We start from the raw sequence: 24,445 nt of genomic DNA on the forward strand, positions 1-24,445 counted from the left end.
CGACGTCGTCCTTGTCTTCATGAACGCAATTCTCGTCACGGGCGCAACCGGCAACGTCGGCCGCCCACTGGTCCATGAACTCGCAGCGGCAGGCGCCGAGGTACGCGCCGTCACCCGGCAGCCGGACGCGCGCTTGCCCGACGGCGTCGCGGCGGTGCGCACCGCGACCGAGGGTCTGCCCGGTGCGACGGCGGTGTTCCTCAACTCGCGTGCGCTCGGTGATCAGCTCGAATCGCTCGTCGAGCAGGCGCGCGATCACGGTGTCATGCGACTCGTCGCCCTGTCGGCGATCAACGCGGACGACGATTTCGCGCGCCAACCGTCACGGTTCCGCGGCGACCGCAACAAAGAGGTCGAACAGCTCGTCGTCGACTCCGGCCTGGAATGGGTGAGCCTTCGCCCAACAGTTTTCGTCACGAACTTCTTCGGCATGTGGGCGCCGCAGATCCAGGCGGGCGACGTGGTCAACGGGCCGTATGCAACCGCGTCGACCGCACCGATCGTCGACAAGGACATCTCTGCCGTTGCCGCCAAAGCGTTGCTCACCGACGACCTTGTCGGGCAGAGGATCCCGTTGACCGGCCCGCAGGCGTTCACCAACGCCGAACTCGTCGACATCATCGGGTCGGTGCTGTCCCGGCCGTTGCGCTACCAGGAGGTGCCAGCCGACGTGGTGCGGCAACGCTTCATGGTGATCGGCTTCTCACCCGAGTTCGCCGACGCCTACCTCGCGTTCCTGGAAGCCACCGTCGACAAATCCGCGCCGGTCACGCACGACGTGGAGAAGATCCTCGGCAGACCGCCCTCGACGTTCGCCGATGCCGTGTCCACGCATAGGGAACTCTTCAAATAGAAAGGGAGACAGACGATGTCGGTGTTGCATCCGCCGCGCTACCTCAAGCCGATGAACAAATTCATGATGGCCGTGCAGAAGCTCGGCATCCCCACCGGCCCTGCGATGGTGCTGACCGTGCCCGGCCGCAAGACCGGAAAGCCGCGCAGCACCCCGATGACGCCGTTCGAGCACGACGGCGATATGTACGTGGTGGCCGGTTATCCGGGTGCCGACTGGGCGTCCAACGCCCGAGCGGCAGGCGAGGGCACGCTGTCGCGCGGACGCAAATCGCGGCGCGTGAAGATCGTCGAACTCGACGCCGCCCAATCCCGGCCTGTGCTGCGGGCTTTCGCGGTCAAGGTGCCCGTCGGCGTCGGATTCGCCAAACGCGCGGGCCTGGTCCGCGACGGCGCCCCGGACGAATTCGCCGCACTGGCGGGGCAACTCGCGGTGTTCCGGTTCGACCCCGGCGACTAGCCTCGGCGGCGCGACCGAAGCAGCCACGGATGTCGTGCCCGCCCGGTTGAACAGCCATGGGTCTGCCCGGGGGACATCAGCTGATCGTGACCGGCCCCGCCTGAGAAGCGCGCTGCACCACGACGTCACCGGATGCGGTCTGCGCATGCACGATGAGCGTCTCGTCGCCCTCCGCGGGGCCGTCCGATTGCGTCAGCGAGTTGCGGACCTCACCTGATCTGGTGTGCACGTCGAGTTTGGCCGCGGTGCCTTCGGCGATACCGACGACGACGTCGCCGCTGGCGGTCTGCGCCGACACGCCGCCGCTGACGGCGTGTGCGACATTGACGTCCCCGGAGGCGGTCCGCGTGCTGAGTTGCCCGCGCAGTCGCCGAACCACCACCGACCCGCTGGCTGCGCGGAACTTCATGTCGCCGTCGAGGCTGCCGATCACGGCGTCGCCGGACGCCGTCGACACCGATGCCGACCCGGCGACAATGGCAGCCGTGACGCCGCCGGATGCGCTGTCCACCTTGAGGTTTCCCAGCACCGAGCCCACCTCGACGTCTCCGCTCGCGGACGCGAACTTGCAGTCGGCATAGCCGCCATCGGCTGTGACGTCCGCCGACGCCGCTGCCGCATTGAACCGCGAACCGGATGGCAACGCGATGTCGACGACCACCGCGCCCCTGCGCGGGAACGAGAATCCGCGCCGACTCGACACCAGCAGGGCGCCGTTTGCGAAGTCGACACGCACTTGTTCGGCGGCCCTGACATCGTGGCTGCACGATTCGTCACGGGGTCGCACCTCGACGACCGTGTCGGCGCGCTCACTGGCGACCAGGTGCACCGACCCGGCCGAGATCTCCACCGTCGCGGTGATCGGTTGTGGGGTATCGAATTTCGGCATCGCTTCTCCTGATCGGTGGTGTGGAATCAGCGGACCCAGCCGCTGAAGTGCTTACCGGCCTCACCGCGCGGCCGTCGCGGTCCGCCGAGCGCGGCGGTGACGGCACGAACCAGCCACGCGTTCACCGACAGCCCGTCACCGCGTGCGGCCGCGTCGACTCGGGTTCGCAGGTGCTCCGGCAGCCGCAGCGTCACCCGCCACGTGCCGCCGTCGTCGTCTGATTCCGGCACGATGACGGTGGGCGTCTCACCCACGGTGCCCGACGACACCGTGAACTCCGGGTCGCGTCCACGCAACCGGACGTCGACCGCCCCAGGCGCCAACTCGCGGGTGATCTGCTCGGCCGCCTCGGACAAGGCTTCGAGCAGGGCCAGCCGGATGGCGGACTCCAGCGGTGCGGCCAGCCGCTCGGCGAGCGCTTCGGCATCCGGTCCCCCTGCGGCGGCCGCCACCGACAAATCGTGGCGTACGCCGTCCACGTACGGCTGCAAGTTCATGACGTCATGGTGACATCAATTTGATGTCACCACAAGTGTCAGCCTGACGGAAAGGTGGCTCTCAGCTGCTCCAGCAAGCCGTAGAGATCGACTTGGCCACGGCGGGCGGCCAGCACGTCGCCCTGGAACCGGTCGATGTAAATGCCCGCGACCGACACCTTGGCCCCGGTCGGCGCGATCCCGCGAACTCTTCGGAGTGGCATCTTGTTTCTCTGACCCGAAATTCGGGCAGCATCAATGGATGCCCGCAGTGTTGTGGTTCCGACGCGATCTGCGGCTGTCCGATCTGCCCGCGCTGCTCGACGCGGCGGCCGTCGACGGCGAGGTGCTGGCCTGCTACGTCCTGGATCCACGGCTCGAGGCTTCATCAGGCCCGCGCCGCCTGCAGCACCTGTACGACGCGCTGCGCGACGTCCATGACCGCCTCGACGGCAACCTGCTGGTCGCCCGCGGCCGCCCCGAACAACGAATTCCCCAGCTGGCCAACGCGATCGGTGCCGCGTCGGTACATGTGTCGGCGGACTACACGCCGTTCGGCCGGCGCCGCGACGACGCGGTCCGCGATGCGCTCGGCGACGTCGCGTTGGAGGAGTCGGGTTCGCCGTACCTGGTGTCGCCCGGCCGGGTCACCAAGGGCGACGGCACGCCGTACCGAGTCTTCAGCCCGTTCTACGAGGCCTGGCGGCGACACGGTTGGCGCACACCGGCCAGCTCCGGTGCAGACTCCGCACGTTGGATCGACCCGACCGACCTGGCGGGCGGCGTCGACATCCCCGACACCGGGACGACATTGGAGCTGCCCGCAGGCGAGATGGCCGCCGTCGCGCAATGGGCGAAATTCGTTGCCAGCGGCCTGAATACCTACGCCGAGGACCGCAACCGGCCGGACCTCGACGCGACCAGCCGGATGTCGGCGCACCTGAAGTTCGGCGCCATCCACCCCCGCACCATGGCCGTCGATCTGGGTCGCGGCATGGGCGCGCAGGCCTACCTTCGCGAATTGGCGTTCCGCGACTTCTACGCCACGGTGCTCTACGACCGTCCCGACAGCGCGTGGTGGAACTGGAACAAGGCGTTCGACGCCATCGAAGTCGACGAGAACGACACGCTGTTCACCGCGTGGAAAGAAGGCAGGACGGGTTACCCGATTGTCGACGCCGGTATGCGGCAGCTGGCCGCGACCGGTTGGATGCACAACCGGGTGCGGATGATCGTGGCGTCGTTTCTGGTCAAGGATCTGCACCTGCCCTGGCAATGGGGTGCGCGATGGTTTCTCGAGCAGTTGGTCGACGGCGACATGGCCAACAACCAACACGGGTGGCAATGGGCGGCGGGCTGCGGCACGGACGCCGCGCCGTACTTCCGGGTTTTCAATCCGACGACACAGGCGGTCAAGTTCGACCCGGACGGTGTTTACGTGCGACGGTGGGTGCCTGAGATCGACGACGGCGACTACCCCGAGCCGATCGTCGACCACGCCGCCGAACGCAAAGAGGCGCTGCGGCGCTACAGCCAGGTCGGCTGACTACTTGACGGTGAGTCCGGCGTCGACGGGCAATTGGATCCCCGTGATGTAGCGGCCGGATTCCGCGCACAGATACAGCATCGCCTCGCTGATGTCGGCCGCATCGATCAGCTGGACCGGCAGCAGGTTGTCGAATGCGGCCAACGCCTCGGGATGCTTGCCGAAGTACTGCTCGGCATATTCATTCATCAGCATCGGCGTCGCCACCCCGGTCGGGTGCACGGTGTTCACTCGAATGTTCTTCTCGGCGAGCGCTTTTGCGTAGTACCGCATCAGCCCGATGACTCCGTGTTTGGCGGCTTGGTAGCCGGCCAGCCCATGGTTGAGAAGGTCGTAACTCACACACAGGCCGTTGAGACCGGCCGTTGAACTCGTGATGACGATGGCTCCGCCGTCGCCTTGCTCGACGAGTACAGGTAGCGCCGCCTCGATGGTGTAGTAGACACCGTTGAGCAGGACGTCGACCGCGTCGACGTAGCAGGCGACGGCATTGAGGTCCTCGTCGGCCGCGGGCAGGATTCCGGCGTTCGCCAGCACGAAGTCCAGTCGACCGAGTTCCGCTACGCCCTTGGCGACCACGGCCTTGAGGCGTTCGAAGTCGCGGACGTCGCCCTGCTCTGCAACGATCCGCCTGCCGGTCTTCTCGACGAGGTTGACGGTCTCGTCGAGATCTTCAGGCCGGGCCAACGGGTAAGGCACGCTGGCTATCTGTTCGCAGAGGTCGACGGCGATGATGTCGGCGCCCTCTTCGGCGAACCTGACCGCATGCGAACGGCCCTGCCCCCGTGCCGCGCCGGTGATGAACGCGACCTTGCCCTCCAATAGCCCCGCCATCACGATTCCCCCTTCGGCGCGCAGATGACGCTACGCCGCCGACGAGCGCGCGATCCAGCAAACCGACAAAGGTGAACGCGCCGGGTGTACGGCCGCGCGTAGTAGACCTATGCCAAAATGTCTGAAGATCGCCCTAGACCGTGAGGAGCAACCGTGGCCAGCACCGAGGTGGACCGACACACCGGCGTCGACGTCGAAGATGTGCCCTCCGCGGAGTGGGGCTGGTCGAAGGAGAACCACAAGGCCATCCACATCGGTGGGCTGCTGGCGGCGCTGTTCATGCTGGCGATGCTGCGCGGCAACCATGTCGGCCACGTCGAGGACGGGTTCCTCATCGGGTTTGCGATCCTGGTCTTGGTCGTGGTCGCGCGTGACTGGTGGCTGCGCCGCCGGGGCTGGATCCGGTAGGCAGCAGTCACCTCAGACGGAGTGCAGCGGGCGGACTGATTTCGTCTCGACCCGAAACAGCTCCTCGGTCGCGCCGCCGCCATCCGTGACGACGAGGCCCGCTGCCAGCAGAGCATGCGATTTGAAGGCCCGTGCGGCCGTGCTGACCCGGTGCGTCACCGAGTCCGCCGCCCTGCCCAATCCGGTCGGCCACCGCCTCCCCCACACGATGACCTCGGTGGCTCCCCGCTTCAACACCCGGCTCATCTCCGCGCGTACACCCGCGTCGGTGGCCAGGAGGTCCGCGCTGACGGCCAACGTCCCGCCGGGCGCCGAGTTCCTGACCGTCGACAGATAACCGTCGGTCCAGTCGAGTGCCGTGGCTCCGAGGATCGTCAGACCTCGGGTGTCCCCCGTCGCCACCATCACGTTGACGTCCCATCCGGCGAGCGCGCGGTCGCACAACCATCCGCCTGCGGACTGGAGCACGTCCTGTGCGGTGTCGGCGACGACGTCGAGTTGGTACCGCAGCACCCTGCCCGCGCCCGACGGCACGGGAGCGGCGGGCAGGACACTCGCAGTGGTCTTGTCGTCAGCGATGTACGAACGGCGTGCCATCTCTAGAGCGTGACAGTTTTGCCATGATCTGTAAAGGTTCGATTTCCAGCGCAAACGGGACCCGTTCAGCGTGCGCGCGAATGGGACGCGGGCGGCTGGTTGAGTTCGGCCGCGACGTCACGGTGGCTGGTCAGCTGGAGGAACTTCGTCATCGCCCGCGTCGCAAGGGAATCCGGAATCCGCGCTGCCAGCCGCAGCACGGGTTCACTCTGCGGCTGCTGACGCGACGTCATCCACGACACCGCATTGAGTGGGCGCCGCCGGGTCCGCTCATACCACCGCAACGCGCGACACAAATCCTCCCTGCGCGTGGCCGACAGCGCCTTGCGCAGCACCATCGTGTCGAGCAGCGCCTGATTGGTGCCCTGCGCGAGGATCGGCGGCATCGTGTGCGCGGCGTCGCCGAGCAGCGTGACTGCGCCGCGACGCGTCGGACGCGGTACCCGGTGCCGAAAATGGGGGAAGGGCGAATCGGCGAGGTCATCGTCGGTCAACGTGGCGAGCGCCCGGTCGACCGCATCGGACCATCCGCCGAAGTTCGCGCGAATCATCTCGATAGGGCGGGCCGGTCTGACGAAATCGCGCGACCAGGGCATCTCGAACCACCATTGCACATCCGGGCCCCCCGCCGGCCACAGGCCGACGTTGCCGCACGCGCCGATCATCTGCACGGCGACGTCCTGTTCGACCACGCCCGGCAGCGTGCTCATCCCCTGCCAACTGCACCAGCCGGTCGGCTTCGCAGTTCGCCCACCAATGACGTCCCGCACCATCGAGTGCAGCCCGTCGGCGCCGACCACCAGATCCGCGTCGGCCCTGCCACCGTCCTCGAAGCGCACCTGCGCCCCGGCGGCACGGTCCAGCACGTCGACCGCGCGGGCATTGCAGCGGATGCGGTCGCCGGGAAAGCCGTCCAGCAGGCGGTCGAGTAGCACGCGCCGGGGCACCTGCCGGACGGCCCCGCCGAGCCGATCCGCCACCGACGCCAGGTCGATGGTCATCACGCTGCGACCGGTCGATGTGGCGATCTCAGCCGACGACAGCCGCTGCCCAACCCCCTCCATGTCGACGCCGAGCTGCGCCAGCACCGTCGACCCGGTGGGCCAGAGCGTCACCGAGCCACCGCCGGGCCGCATGTCTCGGCGCCGTTCGACAACGGTGACGTCGTGCCCGTCGCGCAGCAATGCGCGCGCGAGGGAGACACCGCCGACACCGGCGCCGACGACCAGCACCCGAAGCGCCGTCATCGACGCCCTCCAGCGTGGGTCAAAACCATTGGGTCTCCTCGTGATTCATGCGCCAGCGGCCGACCATTTCCGGCCCACCCAGCGCAACAGCCGCGGGTAGATGATCAGGTACCGAAACGGCGCGATCGCTGCGAGGTAAACGCGGCCGAGTAATCCGTTGGGCTTGACCAACATCGCGATCTGACCGCGGTAGTCCCCCGGCCCGTGCTGCGTCCAGCCGACGTGGGCGACGCCGTGCACGGTTTTGTTGATCAGCTCGGCCGCCCACTCGCAGTCCGTCTGGTACAGCGGCACGAGACCCATCGGCAGGGTCACTGCCTGCGGATCGGCGGCCAACTCCGCGGGGAGCCGTCGACGCAGACTCGGCCTGCCGCCGCCGGCGAGCCTGCCGTCCCAGCCGAACATTCGGCCGACGGTCTCGCGTATGGCGAACAGTGCGCCGATCAGCGAACCCGGCTGGCGGGCCTCGTCGAAGCCGGTCAAGATCCGAACCAGCCGCGGGAAGTCGTCCTGGCCGCCCGGCGTCGGCAGGGCCCACACCCCCTCGAATCGAAAGTCCCGCGTGAAGTCGTGGATCAGCCACTGCCGCGAAAAGTGGTCGCTGTCGGGAAGTTTCATGGCATCAGGTCACTCATCGCGCAGGGCTGTCGCGGGCGCCGCCTGGGTGTTCTTCCAGGCGGGGACGACCGCCGCGACGACTGCAGCAGCCGCGGCGAACGCGGAGTACTTGATCGCTTCCGGCCACGGAAAGCTCAGAGGGCTCAATGAACCCACGACCACGACGGCCGCCCGCCGCACCGCCTCGGTGATGGCGACGGAGAACACCGCACCGAAGCCGGCACCCACAGCGCCAGCGACGATCGATTCGACCGTGGTGATGGCGAAGACCTTCGACTTGGTCGCGCCAAGCGCTTGTATGAGGGCCATCTCGCGCTGCCTGCGCAGTCCGACGAGCAGCAGCGTGGCCGACACCGAGATGAAGGCGATGGCGAGCAGCCCGTACTCGAGCGCATTGAGCGGCACCAGGAAATTGTTGGCGCCGTCGGCGATCTCGTTGCGGTAGCCGGCCGAATTCACCACTCTGACAGGCTGATTGAAGGTAGCGGAGTGGATCTCGTCTGCAATCTGCTCGATTCGAACGCCGTCGTCCGGCACGACGCGAACCAGCCCCGCCGGGTGGAAGCCATAGATCTCCTGTGCGGTCGGGAAGGGCAGGTAGATTCGCCGGCCGCCCAGTTCCGGGGTGGCGACGATGGAGCCGACGACCATGGTGCGCGCACGCGTTCCTGCCCCGAGACGCATCGAGTCACCGACGCGAAGGTGCTCGTCGCGGGCGAGGGTGCTGCCCACGATGAGCTCGTCGGCGTGCATCGCGTCTTGCTGAGGCTTTCCAGCCACCACGGGGAACGGCAGCGCCGGATCATCCTCGGCGCGCACATACGCCGATGCCCCGTCGGCCAGCGATACCTGGATCTCCACCATCCGCTCGACGTGCCCGACTCCCGGCAGTGCAGCCAGTTTGGTGATCGTTTCCGGGGAGAACCCCGAGTCCAGTCCCTGCCAATTGTTGAACCGGGAGGTAGTGGCGACCAGCCGACCGGTGGCCTGCGACTTGGCGAGAACCTCGGAGCTGCTGCTGATTCCGACGAGAAACGAGGACAGCACCGACGCGACCACGACCGGCACGGCGACAGCACCCGCCATCGCCGTCGTGCGTGACGCATCGGCGCGAAGACCGGTGAGCGCCACCCGCACCGTGGCGCCCCCCGCCCGGTTCTGCGGCACGCGCAACAGAGTTATCAGCTGGGCGCTCAAATACGCTGCGGCCGAGAGCAATCCGACGATGACCAGGACGACCGCGGCGCTGGCGACGACAGCCTGCCATTGCTGCAGTCCACCCGACCGCGTCGTGACCTCGGTGGCGGCGACGCCGGCAGCCCCGACGATCAGCAGCCCCGCCGCTTTGGGCCAGATGCTGCGGGATTCCATGTTCATCTGGGGCGCACGACCGGAAAGCTCGGACGCGATCGCGGTTTTCAACACCGAAAGGCCGGGCAGCGCGGCGGCAAGGACGGCCAACAGCACGCCCATCGCCACCCCGACCGCGGGGATCCACGGATGGACCACCACCGACACGTTCACCCCGAGGAAGACCTGCGTGAGTGCGCTGGCATGCGCGACCACAGGATGGGCGATGCCGATGCCTGCGAGCACCCCGACGGCCGACCCGAGCGCGCCGAGCACGGCGGCTTCGGCGAGGAACCCCGTCACCGTGGCCAGCGGCGAGGCACCGAGAGCCGCGGCCACAGCGACCTCATGTCGGCGCTCCTCGACCGAAAGCCGGGTGATCTGCGCGATCAGGATGACGCCCACTCCCACCGCGATCAGCGCGAAGATCCCCAACAACGGAAGCAGCGCGGCGTTCACGTCGATCCCGGCGTCGGGGTCGTTTCGAGTGAGGACGCTGTAACCCGGTCCGAGTGCGGCGCGAATCTGCGCCTGAATCTGTGGTGCCTTCGAATCGTCGACCAAGGTCACATAGAGCAGATCGACCCGGTCGCCCCTGGCGAATTGTGCCTTCGCGGCGCTCAGCGGTAGCACCACCGCGAGACCGTCGTTGACGGTGTCGAGCTGAGACGTGTGCAGCACACCGGTCAGCGGCAACTGGCCCTCGTCGGTCACCAGTGTCGTCGGGTGATCGGCCCCGGTGGCGAAGGTCGTCGAGGCGGCGGGCACCGGCGGTTCTGATCGGCCGGGCGGACAGACGGCGGGGTCGATGATCCACCGTGCAGTGCAGTCGATTCCGAGTGTCAGCACGTAGTCGTCGCGGTTCCCGGTCCGCGCCAGCGTCACCGCGCGAATGACGGGAGCCGCCGCCGAAACGCCGGGTATCCCGCGCACCTTCGCGATAGCTTGCGCGTCGATGCCGCCTTGCGAGGCGGCACCGACGACCCGCAGCGGGGCCGGTCCGGCGATCCGGTAGCCCACATTGTGGACGGCGTCGCTGACGCTGGTGGCCTCGATCATCACGGCGACGACAACGGCCACACCACCGCCGAGCGACACGGCGGCCAACAGCGCGCGAAAGCTGTGTCGGCGCAGCGCCCGCAGATTGATGATCCGAAGGACGCTCAGCGCCGCAGCCAGCTGTCGACCCGCCACGCTATGGCCCGATCCGCTCGGTCAACACGATCGGAGCGGCGTTGCGCGACGCGACATCACTTTCGATGCGACCGTCCCGAAACGAGATGAGCCGCGGCGCTTCCTCGGCAATCGACAGGTCGTGGGTGACCAGGATGATGGTCTGCCCCCCGCGATTCAACCTCTCGAGAACCTCGATGACGTTTTGTCCGTTTCGGGTGTCCAGGTTCCCGGTGGGCTCGTCGGCGAGGATGACGTCGGGTTCGGAGAACAACGCCCGCGCGATCGCCACCCGCTGCTGCTCCCCTCCGGAGAGCTCGGCGGGCACCCGTTTCGCCTTGCCTGCCAACCCGAATTGATCGAGCAGTTCGATCGCACGTCGATGTTGCGCGGACCCGGAGTGGCCGGTGAGCAGACCGCTCAGCATCACGTTCTCGGCAACGGACAGTCCTGCGAGAAGGTTGAACGACTGGAAGACGTATCCGAGCTTGGTGCCCCGGAGGCGGGCCAGCTGCCGTCGCGAAAGCTGCGTCACACTACGACCGTTCACCAGGACGTCGCCGCTGGACGGTGGCTCAAGCAGGCCGAGGATGCTGAGCAGAGTCGACTTCCCCGACCCGGACGGGCCGATCAACACCACGAATTCGCCTGGGAGAATGCGCAGGTCGATGCCTTTGAGGATCTGCGTCTCGGTGTCGCTGCGGCCGAACGACTTCCGCAGGTCACGTACCTCGATGACAGCGTCGGCAGATACGCCGTTTCCGTTTGACGTGCCTGTTGGAGTGGATAGCGTCACAACGACCTCAGAACCGGTACGTGGTGCAACCGACCTGCAGGCCGGAACCGACTGTCACGATCAGACCGATGTCACCTGGTGCCGCCAGGCCCTGGCGCACCGCACGCTCGATGCCCTGCGGCACCGATGACGTGAAAGGGTCGTCCTCACCGTCGAATTCGACGAACCGCGCGCTGTCGATACCGATGCGGTGGGCCAGCTCCGTGCGGTCATCGACCGGCAGGAACGGCGGAACCACCACCTTGATATCCGAGCGGTCCAGGTTCTCCAGCTCCAACAGTTCTTCGACAGCGGCGGGCACCATGTCCAGGTAGTGGGTGGCGAGTTTGGGTTCGCGGTCGATCTGCAGCCAGGTCCGGCCACCGGCCTGTCGGGTGTACGTGGTCAGCGCATCGGCGTGTTCGGGATCGTAACGGAACACGAACCCGCCGAAGCCGACCGCGTCGTCACTTCTGCTGAGCACAACGGCGGATCCGGTTTGTTGGACGCCAAGCAGTTGGTGTACACCGTCTGCGGCGTTGTTTTCGGTCTCGGAGGTCACCACCATCGCGTTCTGGACCTTCCCTCCGCCGATCATCTGAGCGGCGACCTGGCAGGCGTTGAGGAAACCGACTGCACCGTTGAACACGTCGAAGGCCAGAGTCTTTGTGCCATCGGCGGATTGGATGTCGTCGTTGGCCCCGATGTCGCCGGCGATGAACGTAGCGATCGCCGGTTCGCCGATGAACTCGTCCCGGTACACACCGGCGTGTATCAGCAGGCCCAGCTGTGACGGCTCGAGACGGGCGTTCTCGAGGCACGACTTGGCGGCGCGTACCGCGTTCGCCACCGAGTGAGTTTCCGCCGTGCCGGCGGGAACCGTGCCCACACCTGCGATCCGCACCCGTGGCGTTGCATGAACATCCACAGTCCTTGATGCCGTAACACTTTGTGTCCGGCGGTTCTTGCGGCCTAGGCGTAGACGGTCAGGTAGATCGTCGAATGTGTACAGTGCGGCACCGACAGTCTGCCCGGATCCGCTGATGCCGAAGACCATGCGATCGCCCGATTGGATGCGGTTGTTGAGGATGTGATCTTTCAACGCCACCCAGTGCGATGTGCTTGCGGTATTGCCTCGCTCGGCCAGGTTGAAGATCGTGTTACCCGGATGGGCGGCGGTCTTCCCGAACTCCCGGTTGATAGCGAGCATCGCGTCCCTGAGGGACGATTCCGATGTCTGGTGGATCAGAAGGTGGTCGCAATTCTGCGGCCGCCACCCGTGCCGCCGCATCACCGCGGCGACGTAGGGTACTGCCGCCTTGACCGCGACGACAGTCGCCGCGATGGAGTCGGTGACCATCACCGCGCCCCCATGCGGCCCTTCGCTGGGTTTCGCCACGCAAAGCCTGCTGTACGCGCCCAGCGTGGCCATGTCGATATCGTGGAAACCGATGCGGTCATTGGCGCTGCGCTCCAGAATCACCGCGGCGCCTGCGTCGCCGAGGGTCAGGCATGCCAGACGCGGGTCCATCGGGCCTTCGATCTCCTTCTGCGCCGTCTCGGCAAGCAGGCTGATGTACTCGCCGCTGACCACCATCGCGCGCCGAATCTGGCCCGTCTTCAGGTAGGCGTCGGCGACGGTGATGCCGGTCCACATCCCCGCGCAGGCATTGCTGATGTCGAAGGCCAGCGCGTTGCTCAGGCCGCAGCGGTCTCGCAGTCGCACCGCGGTGCCTGGCTCGAATACCAGCCTGAATTCCGGCCCGTCGTATCGAGAGGTGTTGCACGCGACGATCAGATCGATGTCGTCCGGTTCGTGACTCGAACGCGCCAGGCAGTCGTCGATCGCCTGCCGGGCAAGGTCGCTCGCGTATTCGCCAGGCCCGACGACGCGCCTGTTCAAGATGCCGGTCAGGCGCCCCAGCGGGATACCGACCTCGGCGGTGCACCCAGCGACAACCGCCTCTGTGGAGACGACTTCCGCGGGTAGGTACGTGCCGATGCTCTCGATCACCGTGCTGCCACCCAGCGTCGTGGCTGCCTCTGGGGTGGCGGTCACCCTTTCGGCTACGCCGCCGCCGTGCTGGGCCGCCAGTTCGGCGATCGTGCCGCACACGAACACCGCTTCCGGCGTCAACGCGATGCCCGCCGCCTTGGCCTTGACGGTGACCTCCATGCTGTGGGTCGAGCATCCGCCGAGCGCGAAGAAATCATCGTGTATGCCAACGTTTTCCACATCGAGCACCTCGGACCAGATCTCCGTCAGAATCTTCTCGGCGGGTGTGCGTGGCGCGACGAACTCGCGGTCGGGGGTCGGCGTGGCGGCGGACGCCGCCCCCAACGCGCGGCGATCCACCTTGCCACCCGGCGTCTGTGGCAGCGCCTCGGTGAAGCAGAACACCGCAGGCACCATGGATGCGGGCAACTGGTCGCGCAGGAACAGGCGCATGTCAGTAGTGCTTGGTCGATCCTGGTCGCCCGCGACCAGATGCGCGACCAGCCGCGTGTTACCGCGGTCGTCAGGCCCGGCCACCACCGCGCTGTCCCGGATAGCGGGGTGCTTGGCCAGTGCGGCCTCGATCTCGCCCAATTCGATTCGTACGCCGCGGACCTTCACTTGGTCATCGCGGCGGCCGATGTACTCGATGTTGCCATCGGGCAGGTACCGCGCCAAGTCGCCGGTGCGGTACATCAGCTGACCGTCTGCTTCGGCGAACGGGTCGGGCGAAAAACTCGCGGCGGTCGCGTCGGGGTGGTTGAGATAGCCGCGCCCCACGCCGGCGCCGCCGATGTAGAGCTCGCCGATGACTCCGATAGGCACCGGTTGCCGATGTGTGTCAAGGAGATAGACGTGCACGTTGGCGATCGGCCTGCCGATCGGAACCGATGGCCCCGACGCACCCCGCTTGCAGTGGAAGTAGGTGGCCGTGACGGCGGCCTCGGCGGGACCGTATTCGTTCCACAACTCGGCGTTCACGGTGGCGTGGAATCGCTGCGTGAGTTCGTAGGGCACGATGTCGCCGCCGCACGACACGTGGCGCAGCGCCTCGCACTCCTTCGCCGCGGGTTGGGCGAGGAACGAACGCAATGTAGTGGGTACGAAAAACGCTGCGGTGATCTGGTTTTCAGCGATGCTGTTGGCGATGTACTCGACGTCTGTGTGTCCGTCGGGTTTCGCGATGACGATCTGCGCACCCGCGATCAGTGGCCAGAAGATCTCGAGCACCGAAACGTCGAAGGCCACCGGGGTCTGGTGGAGTACCCGGTCGCCGACACCGAGCGGGTCGGTCTGCTGCATCCACAGCAGCCGGTTTCGGATGCCGCCGTGGGTGTTCAGCGCACCCTTGGGCGTACCGGTAGACCCCGATGTGTGAACGACGTAGGCCAGGTTGCGCCTTGTCACGCCGACCGAAGACGGGCTCGCGTGTCCGGACAGCGACGGTGACAGCCGATCGAGGCACACCGGCTCACCGCTGAACCCGGTCAGCTTGTCGAGATGGCATTGGTGTGTGAGGCAGACCGGCGCCCCGGGCACGCCCGACAGCATGGCGGCAATGCGATTCGCCGGCTGCGCGGGATCGAGGGGCATGAACGCGCCGCCGGCCTTGAGCGCGGCGAGCAGGGCGATGACCAGATCCTCCGAGCGGTCGAGCAGGACCGGAACGAGGGTGTCGGTCCCGACGCCAAGGGCCTGCAGCCGGTGCGCCAACGCGTCCGCGCGCCGGTCGAGTTCGCCGTAAGTCAGGTGACGGTCCTCGAATGACACCGCCACCGCAGCCGGATGACGTTGGGCCGCTTGCGCGACCAACTCATGTAAGCAGTCGGGAGCGTCGTAGCTGACCTGCGTTCGATTCCAAGCCTTCTGTTCCCGCGACTCGGCGTCGGTGAGCAGCGGCAGCTGTGACAACCGCTTGCCAGGGTCGGCCACGACACCACGCAGCAGCGTGAGGAAGTGTCCGGACATTCGCTCGATGGTGGCCTGGTCGAAGAGGTCGGTGTTGTACTGCAACGCGCCGATCAGCCGTCCGTCCAATTCGCCCATCAGCAACATCAGGTCGCTCAGCGCACCGCCCTGGCCGATTTGAACCGACGTCAGGTTCAGCGAGTTGGCACCGTCGGATTGACCCGCATCCCGGAAACGCCGGACCTGCTCCCATGCGAAGCTGACCTGAAACAGCGGTGCATGACTCGCATCACGAACCGGGTGCAGCCGGTCGACAAGCAGGCTGAACGGAAATTCCTGATGTTCCAACGCGCCCAGCACCGTCTGCTTGATGCGGGCAAGAAGGGCGGCGAATGTCGGGTCGCCGCTCATATCGGCGCGCAAGACCAACGGGTTGGCGAGATAGCCGACGAGTTCCTGGATCGCTGCGGATTCCCGGCAGGCGAACGGGGATCCGATCGGCAGGTCGGTTTGGCCGTTGTAGCGGTGCAGCAGAGTCGCGTACCCGGCCAGCAGGGTCATGTACGGCGTCGCTCCCGCGCGACGGCCGATCTCCTTCAACGCCGCCGCGAGTTCGGCGTCGATGGTGAAATGATGCACCGCACCGCGATAGGTCTGCGCCTGCCGCCGCGGTCGGTCGGTCGGGAGGTTGGTGACCGGCAGGTCACCGGAAAGCTGCTCACGCCAGTACTTCCAGAGGCGGTCCCCGTATTCACCTTCCAACGCGCGGTTCTGCCTGCGGGCATGCTGGACGTAGGTCTCCGCACAGGCGTCGGGTGCCTCTGCGCCGAATTGCGCGGCGTAGAGCAGGCGAAGTTCGTCGAGAAGGATATCGAGCGACCAGAAGTCGACTGCGATGTGATGGATGGCCAAAACCAGTATGTGGTCCTGCGGTCCTCGCCTGAGCAGGGTCAGCCGGAATACCGGCCCGGTTTCGAGGTCGAAGGGGCGGTTCGATTCCCGACGCAGCCAGTTCTGCAGCCCGTACTCGCCGGGGTCAAGGTCCTGTCGAGCCATCCGCACCTGCCAACGCGGGTGCACCCGCTGTATCGGTTGCCCGTCGCGGACGCCATAAGTGGTGCGCAGGATGGCATTTCGATCGACGAGGGCCTGGGCGGCGCGTTCCAGCGCAGCTACGTCGAGTTCGCCGCTGATCAGACCCGTATAGGTGATGATGTGCGCGGGGCTCCCCGGCGAGAGGTTCTCGAGCAGCCACAGCGAACGCTGCCCGAAGGACAGCGGATGCGTCGCCGCGGACGATTCGACGCGTTCCCGCAACAACCGCGACAGCAGGGCCCGCTTTTCGTCAGCGGACAGGTCCGCGATGTCCACGTCACGACCGATGGTTTCTGTCATTGTCAACCTCACCAACATTCAATATCTCGCGGAGTAGAGCATCGACGTCGTCGTCCGATACCTCTTCCACCTGCGTGAGCAAATCGCTCCACCGTGTGCCGCTGAAATCATTTGTTCCCGTGATCAAGTCAGCGGCCGCCCGCTGCCGGCCCGAATCGGGAGACGCGGCGAGCCAGTTGGCCAGCCCGACGATGCTTGGCCCGCCCAGCAGCGTCGAGAGCGGCACCACGATGCCGGTATCGGACTCGACTTGTGCGCGCAGTTCCGCAGCGATCAGAGAGTCGATCCCGAAACTGATCAGCGGCTGTTCGATGTCGAGGCGCGACGGCGCCATATCGATTCTCGCCGCGACATGATCACGCAGATATTCGGTCAGGAGCCGTTGGCGCTCCCGCTCGTTGGCGCCGCTTAGTGCGGCGATCAGGCCGACTTCCGGCTCTGCGACCTCCACAACCGGTTGTTCGATCGTCGTGATGGGCGCGTCGGTGTCGCCCAGCCAGAACCGGTTGCGCTGCCACGGGTAGGTCGGGGCCGCGACAGGTCGGCAGCCTGGTGGGTGAAGCTGCTCCCAGGCCACAGCGTGCCCGGCGGTGTACAGGTTGGCCAACGACGTCAGCATGGTCGCGCGTTCGGATTCGCCTGCGCAAACAGACGGCAGCGCGTCGCCGATCGAGGGGTGCGGGCTGATCTCCACGAACGTGTCATGGCCGCGTTCGGTCAGTCTGCTGATGGCCGTCGAAATGCGCACGGGCGCACGGAGGTTCGCCATCCAATGGCTCTCGGCGCGCAGCTGACCGTCCAGTGCGTCTCCGGTCACGCTGGAGTACACCGGAACGTTCGCGGGCAGCACCGAAAGGTCGTCCAGTACCTCGTTGAGTTCGGCGCGCGCCGCCCGATCACTCGTTCGCCGGCCAAGACGCGTGCGCACACAAATCAAGCGGGCGGCGTCCTCCAGGCTCAACGCGCCTGCCGCGTGTGCCGCAGCCACCTCGCCCATGCTGTGACCGATCACCGCCGACGGTTCGATCCCCCACGACCGCCACAGCGCCGTCAACGCCACCTGATATGCGAAGACGACCGCCCCGGCGATGTCGACGTCGTCGAGGTAGCCGTCGGGACGATCGGCGAGCAACTCGGTGAGCACGCAGCGTGTCAGGTGGGGGCGTAATGCGCGGCCGGTCGCCGTCAGCGCATCTTTGAAGGCGGGTTCGTCGGCGTACAGTTGCCGGCCCATGCCGCACCAGTGAGATCCCTCGCCGTTGAACACGAAGACCGCGTTCGATCGCCGGTCCGGACGACGTCGCCCGGTCGACAAATTGGCATGTGGTAGCCCGTTTCGGTGCGCGGTCAGCGCTGCCACCATTTCGTCGCGAGTCCGCCCGACCACGGCCAACCGGTGATCGTGGTGGGCGCGTCGGACGCCCGCGGTGTAGCAGAGGTCAGCGATCGAAGCTCCATCGGCAAGGACGGATGCGTACCGCTGGGCTAGTTCGACAAGGGCCTCGGGCGAACGGGCCGACAGCGGCAGCACCTGGATGTGGTCATCCGTGGTGCCGTCCGCCGTATTCATGACTGAGAGCTGCGGCGCCTCGGCGAGCACGACGTGCGCATTGGTGCCACCGAAGCCGAACGCGCTGACACCCGCGACTGCCCGGCCGCTGCCCTGCCACGGCGTGAGGCGCTCTGCCACCCGCAATTTCAGCGCGTCGAAGGGGATGTTCGGATTGGGCTGCGAGAAGTTCAGTGTCGGCGGAATCGTCCGATGCTGCAGGGCCAGAGCGACTTTGATGATTCCTGCGACTCCCGAGGCGGCCTCCAGATGGCCGATGTTCGTCTTGACCGAGCCGATCATGCAGGGCTCGTCGGGCGCCCGGTCCTCGGCCAACACCGCGCCGAGGGCATCCGCCTCGACGGCGTCACCGAGGAGGGTGCCGGTGCCTTGTGCCTCCACGTACTGCACGACGCCCGGCGACAAGCCTGCGCGTCGGTAGGCGTCGGTAAGAACACTTTCCTGCGACTGCCTGCTGGGCGCCATCAAGCCGTTCGTCCGCCCGTCCTGGTTGACCGCACTACCGCGTATCACCGCGTAGATCGAATCTCCGTCGGCCAGAGCGGAACTCAACCGCTTGAGGACGACGACGCCTGCGCCTTCGCCGCGCACCCAGCCGTCGGCGCGGGAGTCGAACGTCTTACAACGCCCGTCTGTCGCCAGCACCCCGGTCTTCGAGAAGCTGACATTCGGTTCATAGGTCAGCATGATGTTCACGCCGCCGGCCAGCGCGAGGGTGGACTCACCGTCACGCAGACTGCGACACGCGAGATGAACGGCGACCAACGATGACGAACACGCGGTGTCGATCGACATACTCGGCCCGCGGAAGTCGAAGGTGTAGGAAAGCCGGTTGGCGGCGATGCTCATCGCGGTGCCAGTCCCGCTGTAGGCGTCGGCAAGATCCGGGCGGAGCATCGACAGGTGCTGATATTCGTTGGTGGAGATGCCGGTGAAAATGCCGACGTGGCCGCCTGCCAGTTTGTCCGGCACCTGGCCGGCGTCCTCGAGCGCCTCCCATGCCACTTCCAGTAACAGCCGCTGCTGCGGATCCATGCGGGCCGCTTCCCGCGGCGAGATACCGAAGAATGCGGCATCGAAGTGGTCGACCTGATCGAGGAAGCCGCCCCAGTCGTCAGCCTCAGCCGCGAGACCGGTTTCTTTCCAACGGCTTCCAGGAGGCCTCCGTACCGCGTCGACGCCGTCGCACAGCATCCGCCAATACGCCGACGGTCCATCTGCTCCCGGGAAGCGGCAACCGATTCCGATGATCGCGATGGGTTCGTCGGCGTCGGACGGGTGCGCGGACTCGATGGGGGCCTGTTCAACGCGCTGCGCATCGGAGGCCAGGTGATCGGCGAGTGTCTCGATCGTCGGATAGGAGTAGGTCAGCGTCGGCGGCAACTCGCGGCCGATCCATGTTTCCAGCGCCTTCATCAATTGAATCGACCGCACCGAGTCGAGACCGTACGCCGCGAATGGTTCGGTGATGTCGATCGCGGTCGGTGCGAGGTCGAGGTCCGCGGCGAGTTGCTCTAGGAACCAGGCTTGGATCTCCTCGGCGCTGCGCCCGGTCTGTTCGAGCGGCTCAGCCGCTGGTGTCGTGACGGGCCGGCGGTGACCGGGCTCCGGCGCCTGCCACGATGCGAACGGTACGAGCCGGCCGTCGACGAATTCCTGTTTGCAGGTGCTGCGGCGAATCTTCCCGCTCGATGTGGTCGGGATTCTCAGCACGTCCACCAAAAGTACCGTGTGTGGCTGGATTTGGTGCTCGGCGGTGATGGCGGTGCGGATCGCGGCGATCACCTCGTCGGTGTCGGCGTCGGCGATCTGTTGGCGGTCGACCTCCTGTACGACGACAAGCTGCTCGGGTCCCGACTCCGAAGCGACGGAAAATACGGCACCGCGTCCGTTCAGCAGACCCGGATGCGTCTGCTGCACAGTGAGTTCGATGTCGGTGGGATGGTAGTTGCGCCCGCGGATGATCACCACGTCTTTGAGCCGCCCTGTGACGAACAGCTCCCCATCGGCGGCGAGGAAGCCCAGGTCTCCAGTGCGCAGATAAGGCCCGTCATCCGTGTCGGCGGTACGCGCTTTGAACGTCTCCTCTGTCTCGGCAGCCTTGCCCCAGTAGCCGTATGCGACATTCGGTCCGGCGACCCAGATCTCTCCAACTTCGTCCGGGGCGAGCCGGGTGCGGGTTACCGGATCGACGACGATGATCTCTTGGCTTGCATCCGCAGGCCCACAACCCACGATCGGTGCGGCGTTCACGTGATCCGATGGCACCGAGGTGATTCGGTTGTCCCGCAGTGCCGTTTTGTCGATGTGCCGCACGGTCGGCGTCCTGCCACGGTCTGATTCGCCGGATACCAGCAGGGTGGCCTCCGCCAGGCCGTAGACCGGGCAGAACGCCTGCTGTCGGAAACCCGCAGGGGCGAAGGCCTCTGTGAAGCGCTGCATCGTCGCTGCGCGAACCGGTTCCGCACCGCTGAGTGCAGCGATCCAGTGGGACAGGTCGAGCTTGGCCCGCTCCTCGGCGGTGCTGCGTTCAACGCACAGATCGTAGGCGAAGTTGGGGGCCACGCTGACGTCGGCGCGATAGCGGGAGATCATTTCGAGCCATCGCATCGGCCGTTGAATGAACGCCGACGGCGGAATAAGGAAGCCGGTGCCCCCGGCGTACACGACTTCGAACGTTGCGCCGATGAGACCCATGTCGTGATGCATCGGCAGCCAACTCACCAACCGCACATCGTCGCCGCTCACCAATCTGTGCATGTCCTTGAGGTTGGCGAGCAGATTGCCGTGAGTCAGCTGGACACCCTTGGGGGTACCCGTCGAGCCCGACGTGTACTGGATGAACGCCGTTGCCTGCGCGTCAGTCTCAGGCAGGACCAATTCCTCAGCGGTGCCGTATGTCACATCTGTGTCGACCGCGCACCATTGAAGAGAAGCGCCATCTGGCATCTCGTCGATGACGGGCTTCAGTTCACTTCGCACCTCCGCCGTGGTGAGCACGAAGCCGGCGTTGGCGTCAGCCATGATGGAGGCGACCCGAGGCATCAGTCGGCTATGAACCGGTGGATGCAGCGGTATTGCAACGGTTCCTGCGTAGAAGCAGCCGAAGATGGCGGCGATGAAGTCGAGGCCGGAGGGACAGAGGACCAACGCGGTGCCGGTGGCCGTATCGCGTTGCCGCAGCGCAGATCCGATCGCTCGCGCCCTATCGTCCAGCTGCCGATACGTGATGCGCGCAGATTCCTCCTCACCGTCGCGGCTGTAAACGAATGCGGTTTTGTCGCCGTGGCGCCTGGCGGCGTGGACCAGTACATCTGCCACAGACTTTGGTGGGATTTGCGATTCCTGCACCTGCATACTTCTCTCACTCGAGTCTGATGGTGGTGGTTGATGAGCCGCTACTGCCTAACAGCGCACCGTCTTCGGTGTGAGTCCCGCTGGCGGGGAGGGGGTTTTGGCGCCGCATCGAAACAACCCACCTTCATCTCAAACACCGTCACACGTGTTCATCGTTGCGTGACAAATGTCACCGGGCGGCGGTCAGGTAGGCGATCGGCAGTTCGGCGTTGACCGATCAGCAGACGCAGGATCATCACAGGGTGGAGTAGCCGCACCGGGGAGTCGACCATCCCGGCGACCCTCAGGAACTGTTCGGTGACCGCCGGGTCGGATGCGGCGGCGGTCAGCAGGCGCTCGAGGTACGCGTTTGCCAATCGCACGGAAAGTGGTCGCGGGCCGGTGACTCCGGGCAGGCTCAGATCCGACGACACCGCGGTCCGCCAGGCGGCACCGACCAGCTTCCCGGCCGCACGAAAATACCGTTGCGGCAATCGCGACCGGCCCCGCCGCAGACAGTCCCTGAGCGTGACGGCCTCCAACGCGGCGATGGTCATTCCTTGGCCATAGACGGGGTTGAAACTGCAGAACGCGTCCCCGATCACCACGAATCCCTCCGGAAATCTCCTCATCTTGTCGTAGCGGCGCCACCGGTTCGACGGCACGCGGTGCTTGGTGACACTGCCGACCGGGTTCGCCGTGCGAAGCGCATCCAGCACGTCAGGCGGCGCGATGTCCTCGATGAACGACAGGAGGGTGGCGCAATCCTCTGCCGGCTCGTTGGCCCCCGTCGAGCCGACAGAGAGGCCCCATCGGTCCCCCTCGTTCTCCAGCAGCGCGAACCCGCTGGTATGACCGGGCTCCGGAAAGACACCGGCGACGTCGACGGGCATGGTTCCGTGCGGGATCTGAAACCACTGACTGGTGTAGGTGAGGCGGATCGTCAACTCATCCTCAGCCGGTCTTCGGTAACCGAGTTGTTCGAGGAGCACCGGTGTCCGCGACCCGCGCCCGGTCGCATCGACAACCAAGTCTGCTGCAATCGTCGATGTTTCGTCGGCTGCGCGGTTGGCGACGACCGCGCCGGTCACACGACCGTTGTCTGTGCTCGACGTCAACGAAACGACTTCGTGGCGCTCCAGAAATCTGACGTTCGCGATGGCACGAACACGTCGACGGACGACATCGTCCAACAGCGGACGGCTCGGACGATAATCGCGCAACGGACGGCGCATTCGCCCATGCCTGCATAGCTGGCGAGTGCCTACCCGTATATCGCGCCGCGACAGATCCCCGTCATCCCACTTGGGTACACCGGCTTCGTCGAGTTCGTTTAGGAGCCCCGGGAACAGCTCGGCGAGAGTATCGGCGCCACGGGTGAGCAGGACGTGGGCATGGCTGGCTTGCGGCACGCCCCTGCGCATCTCCGAACCCACGGGAAGCGCATCGCGTTCCACTACCGCCACGGTGTCGTAGAAGTCGGAAAGTACTCGGGCGGCGAGTAATCCGCTCATGCTCGCCCCCAACACCAATGCGCGCGTCATAACGAGACTAACGCACGGCACGACCAAATCCTTCGGTCACGTACCGGATACGAGGTACATCACATGTGCATGGACACCCGGCGGAGAATCTCCAGAAGATTGGCACGTGGGTATCAGGCAGTCACAAGGATCGACCACGATGCCTGCCGCTGAACAACCGAAAAGCGGTTGACTCTCACAGGATTACGACTGCCGCCGCCACCAGGCAGACGAATACGACCACGGAACAAATGCAATACACCGTGAAGCGTAGTCCCACAACGTTATTCGGCGTCGCAGCGGCAATCGACTCCGGCGTCCGCAGACCTTCTGCAGCGTTGTCGGCAACCCAAATCGCACCGTCGCCAAGATCTTCGAGGGCCATGACTCTGCTCGCGAACTTTGGCGACACGTGGGCCACGGTGCGCAGATGAGCCCTGTAGCGGCCGAAAGGATCTGCGTCCATCTCTTTAGATAACGCTCCCAATCCGCCAACTAGCGCCCAGTATTTCTGAGACACAGAAATATGTGTGCCGCCCCCGGCGCGCAGTTGACGGATACAGGCCGGGGAACGGTAATTGCTAATACGCCTCACTCTGCGCAGATCATCCATGAAGCAAACCGAGATGTTTTCAAATAATCTGTGTAGGTTCGATGTTCACCAACAGCCGGAGATGTTCGGCATCGCATAATCACGCCAGGAGCCATTACCGCGCTGTCCAAACTTCTCGGTGTTACGCCTAAAATCGGTCGCTCTCGCAGCGGTGGACGTCTGCAGTCACGTAACTTGAGAGCATGAGTCTCGTTGCAGGCCGCGGCCCCCTCAGCAAGGACCCTGCAGGCTGGTTCTCCTCACCGTTGCCCGACGATGTCGTGTTCGTCGAACCCCATCCGCGACGCGTAGAGGCCATCCGTGCCGGACAGACGATCATCGATACCGAGCAGGCGTTGCTGGTGCACCGACGCGGCCACCCGCTCAGCTACGTGTTCCCCGCAGACGACGTCGGCGGCCTCGCCGGGCGCCCCGAACCGCACGCGCCGGGCTATGTCCACGTGCCGTGGGACGCCGTCGACGCCTGGTTCGAGGAAGGGCGTCAACTCGTCGACTACCCGCCGAATCCGTACCACCGGGTCGACTGCCGCCCGACCCGGCGGCGACTCCGGGTCACCGTCGGAGGCACGACGCTCGTCGACACCGCAGACACCGTGGTCGTCTTCGAGACCGGGCTGGAAGCCCGCCTCTACGTCGATCCCCGCCTCGTCCGCACGGACGTGCTGCGACGAACCGAGAACAGCAGCTACTGCAACTACAAGGGTTACGCGACGTACTGGGCGGCGGCAGTCGGCGACGCCGTCGTCGAAGACGTGGCGTGGAGCTATCAGGATCCGCCGCCCGAATGCCTGCCCATCAAGGGCTTTCTCAGCTTCGACGACACGCGCGCGGAGGTGGCCGCCGAGCTGCCCGGCCGGGTGTGACACCGGTCACACCGTC

Annotated in this window: 18 protein-coding genes; 5 read left to right on the forward strand and 13 right to left on the reverse strand. The window is 66.0% G+C overall.

Features of this window, described 5'->3' with window-relative positions; genetic code table 11:
• Positions 1–19: 19 nt before the first annotated feature.
• Together A5724_RS09190 and A5724_RS09195 are read left to right on the forward strand one after the other, a co-directional pair.
• On the forward strand, positions 20–853 hold the full coding sequence (locus tag A5724_RS09190; protein WP_067799855.1) for an NAD(P)H-binding protein: 834 nt from the start codon (positions 20–22) through the stop codon (positions 851–853).
• Between the two features lie 15 nt (positions 854–868).
• Positions 869–1,312 carry a nitroreductase family deazaflavin-dependent oxidoreductase gene (locus A5724_RS09195; protein ID WP_067799607.1) on the forward strand — a complete coding sequence of 148 codons (444 nt, stop codon included), beginning with the start codon at positions 869–871 and terminating at the stop codon, positions 1,310–1,312.
• 76 nt (positions 1,313–1,388) lie between these two features.
• On the opposite strand, the gene A5724_RS09200 is transcribed toward A5724_RS09195, so the two are convergent.
• The 3 genes from A5724_RS09200 to A5724_RS33660 are packed head-to-tail and all read right to left on the reverse strand — an operon-like array spanning position 1,389 to position 2,901.
• The gene (locus A5724_RS09200; RefSeq protein ID WP_067799610.1) at positions 1,389–2,201 is read right to left on the reverse strand and encodes a DUF4097 family beta strand repeat-containing protein; all 813 of its coding nucleotides are present in this window, start codon (positions 2,199–2,201) and stop codon (positions 1,389–1,391) included.
• 26 nt (positions 2,202–2,227) lie between these two features.
• On the reverse strand, positions 2,228–2,698 hold the full coding sequence (locus A5724_RS09205) for a histidine kinase (RefSeq protein WP_067799612.1): 471 nt from the start codon (positions 2,696–2,698) through the stop codon (positions 2,228–2,230).
• A gap of 38 nt (positions 2,699–2,736) precedes the next feature.
• Complete coding sequence (locus A5724_RS33660) at positions 2,737–2,901, reverse strand: hypothetical protein (protein ID WP_197518601.1); 165 nt, start codon at positions 2,899–2,901, stop codon at positions 2,737–2,739.
• A 38-nt stretch (positions 2,902–2,939) separates the two neighbouring features.
• On the opposite strand from A5724_RS33660, the gene A5724_RS09210 reads away from it, so the two are divergent.
• Positions 2,940–4,223, forward strand: coding sequence for a deoxyribodipyrimidine photo-lyase (locus A5724_RS09210; protein ID WP_067799615.1), 1,284 nt, complete (start codon positions 2,940–2,942; stop codon positions 4,221–4,223).
• On the opposite strand, the gene A5724_RS09215 is transcribed toward A5724_RS09210, so the two are convergent.
• Positions 4,224–5,057, reverse strand: a complete 834-nt coding sequence (locus A5724_RS09215) for a mycofactocin-coupled SDR family oxidoreductase (protein WP_067799858.1) — start codon at positions 5,055–5,057, stop codon at positions 4,224–4,226.
• A 153-nt stretch (positions 5,058–5,210) separates the two neighbouring features.
• Between A5724_RS09215 and A5724_RS09220 the strand changes: the two genes are divergently transcribed.
• Complete coding sequence (locus A5724_RS09220; protein ID WP_067799620.1) at positions 5,211–5,465, forward strand: DUF2631 domain-containing protein; 255 nt, start codon at positions 5,211–5,213, stop codon at positions 5,463–5,465.
• Between the two features lie 12 nt (positions 5,466–5,477).
• Here the strand turns inward: A5724_RS09220 and A5724_RS09225 are convergent, their stop codons facing one another.
• From A5724_RS09225 to A5724_RS33665, 9 genes are all read right to left on the reverse strand, one after another.
• On the reverse strand, positions 5,478–6,062 hold the full coding sequence (locus tag A5724_RS09225; RefSeq protein WP_082964933.1) for a hypothetical protein: 585 nt from the start codon (positions 6,060–6,062) through the stop codon (positions 5,478–5,480).
• A gap of 65 nt (positions 6,063–6,127) precedes the next feature.
• A complete protein-coding gene (locus A5724_RS09230) occupies positions 6,128–7,309 on the reverse strand; it encodes an NAD(P)/FAD-dependent oxidoreductase (RefSeq protein WP_067799623.1) in 1,182 nt (393 codons plus the stop codon).
• Between the two features lie 45 nt (positions 7,310–7,354).
• Positions 7,355–7,927 carry a DUF2867 domain-containing protein gene (locus A5724_RS09235; protein WP_067799626.1) on the reverse strand — a complete coding sequence of 191 codons (573 nt, stop codon included), beginning with the start codon at positions 7,925–7,927 and terminating at the stop codon, positions 7,355–7,357.
• Positions 7,928–7,936: 9 nt separating this feature from the next.
• A complete protein-coding gene (locus tag A5724_RS09240) occupies positions 7,937–10,471 on the reverse strand; it encodes an FtsX-like permease family protein (protein ID WP_067799629.1) in 2,535 nt (844 codons plus the stop codon).
• Position 10,472: 1 nt separating this feature from the next.
• The gene (locus tag A5724_RS09245; RefSeq protein ID WP_067799632.1) at positions 10,473–11,246 is read right to left on the reverse strand and encodes an ABC transporter ATP-binding protein; all 774 of its coding nucleotides are present in this window, start codon (positions 11,244–11,246) and stop codon (positions 10,473–10,475) included.
• Between the two features lie 7 nt (positions 11,247–11,253).
• Positions 11,254–16,524, reverse strand: a complete 5,271-nt coding sequence (locus tag A5724_RS09250) for a non-ribosomal peptide synthetase (RefSeq protein WP_067799635.1) — start codon at positions 16,522–16,524, stop codon at positions 11,254–11,256.
• Positions 16,502–21,415 carry a type I polyketide synthase gene (locus A5724_RS09255; protein WP_232004753.1) on the reverse strand — a complete coding sequence of 1,638 codons (4,914 nt, stop codon included), beginning with the start codon at positions 21,413–21,415 and terminating at the stop codon, positions 16,502–16,504. The genes A5724_RS09250 and A5724_RS09255 overlap by 23 nt, the downstream gene beginning before the upstream one ends.
• Positions 21,416–21,600: 185 nt before the next feature.
• Positions 21,601–22,974: an NAD(P)/FAD-dependent oxidoreductase gene (locus A5724_RS09260; RefSeq protein ID WP_067799641.1), complete on the reverse strand. Its 1,374-nt coding sequence runs from the start codon at positions 22,972–22,974 to the stop codon at positions 21,601–21,603.
• A gap of 175 nt (positions 22,975–23,149) precedes the next feature.
• Positions 23,150–23,566 (reverse strand): hypothetical protein, encoded by a 417-nt coding sequence (locus A5724_RS33665; protein ID WP_156752206.1) that lies wholly within the window; start codon positions 23,564–23,566, stop codon positions 23,150–23,152.
• A gap of 182 nt (positions 23,567–23,748) precedes the next feature.
• Here A5724_RS33665 and A5724_RS09270 point away from each other — a divergent pair, with 182 nt between their 5' ends.
• Positions 23,749–24,429: a DUF427 domain-containing protein gene (locus A5724_RS09270; protein WP_067799648.1), complete on the forward strand. Its 681-nt coding sequence runs from the start codon at positions 23,749–23,751 to the stop codon at positions 24,427–24,429.
• Positions 24,430–24,445: the final 16 nt, after the last annotated feature.

Origin of the sequence: Mycobacterium sp. ACS1612, from assembly GCF_001667505.1 — a bacterium.
Lineage (GTDB): Bacteria > Actinomycetota > Actinomycetes > Mycobacteriales > Mycobacteriaceae > Mycobacterium.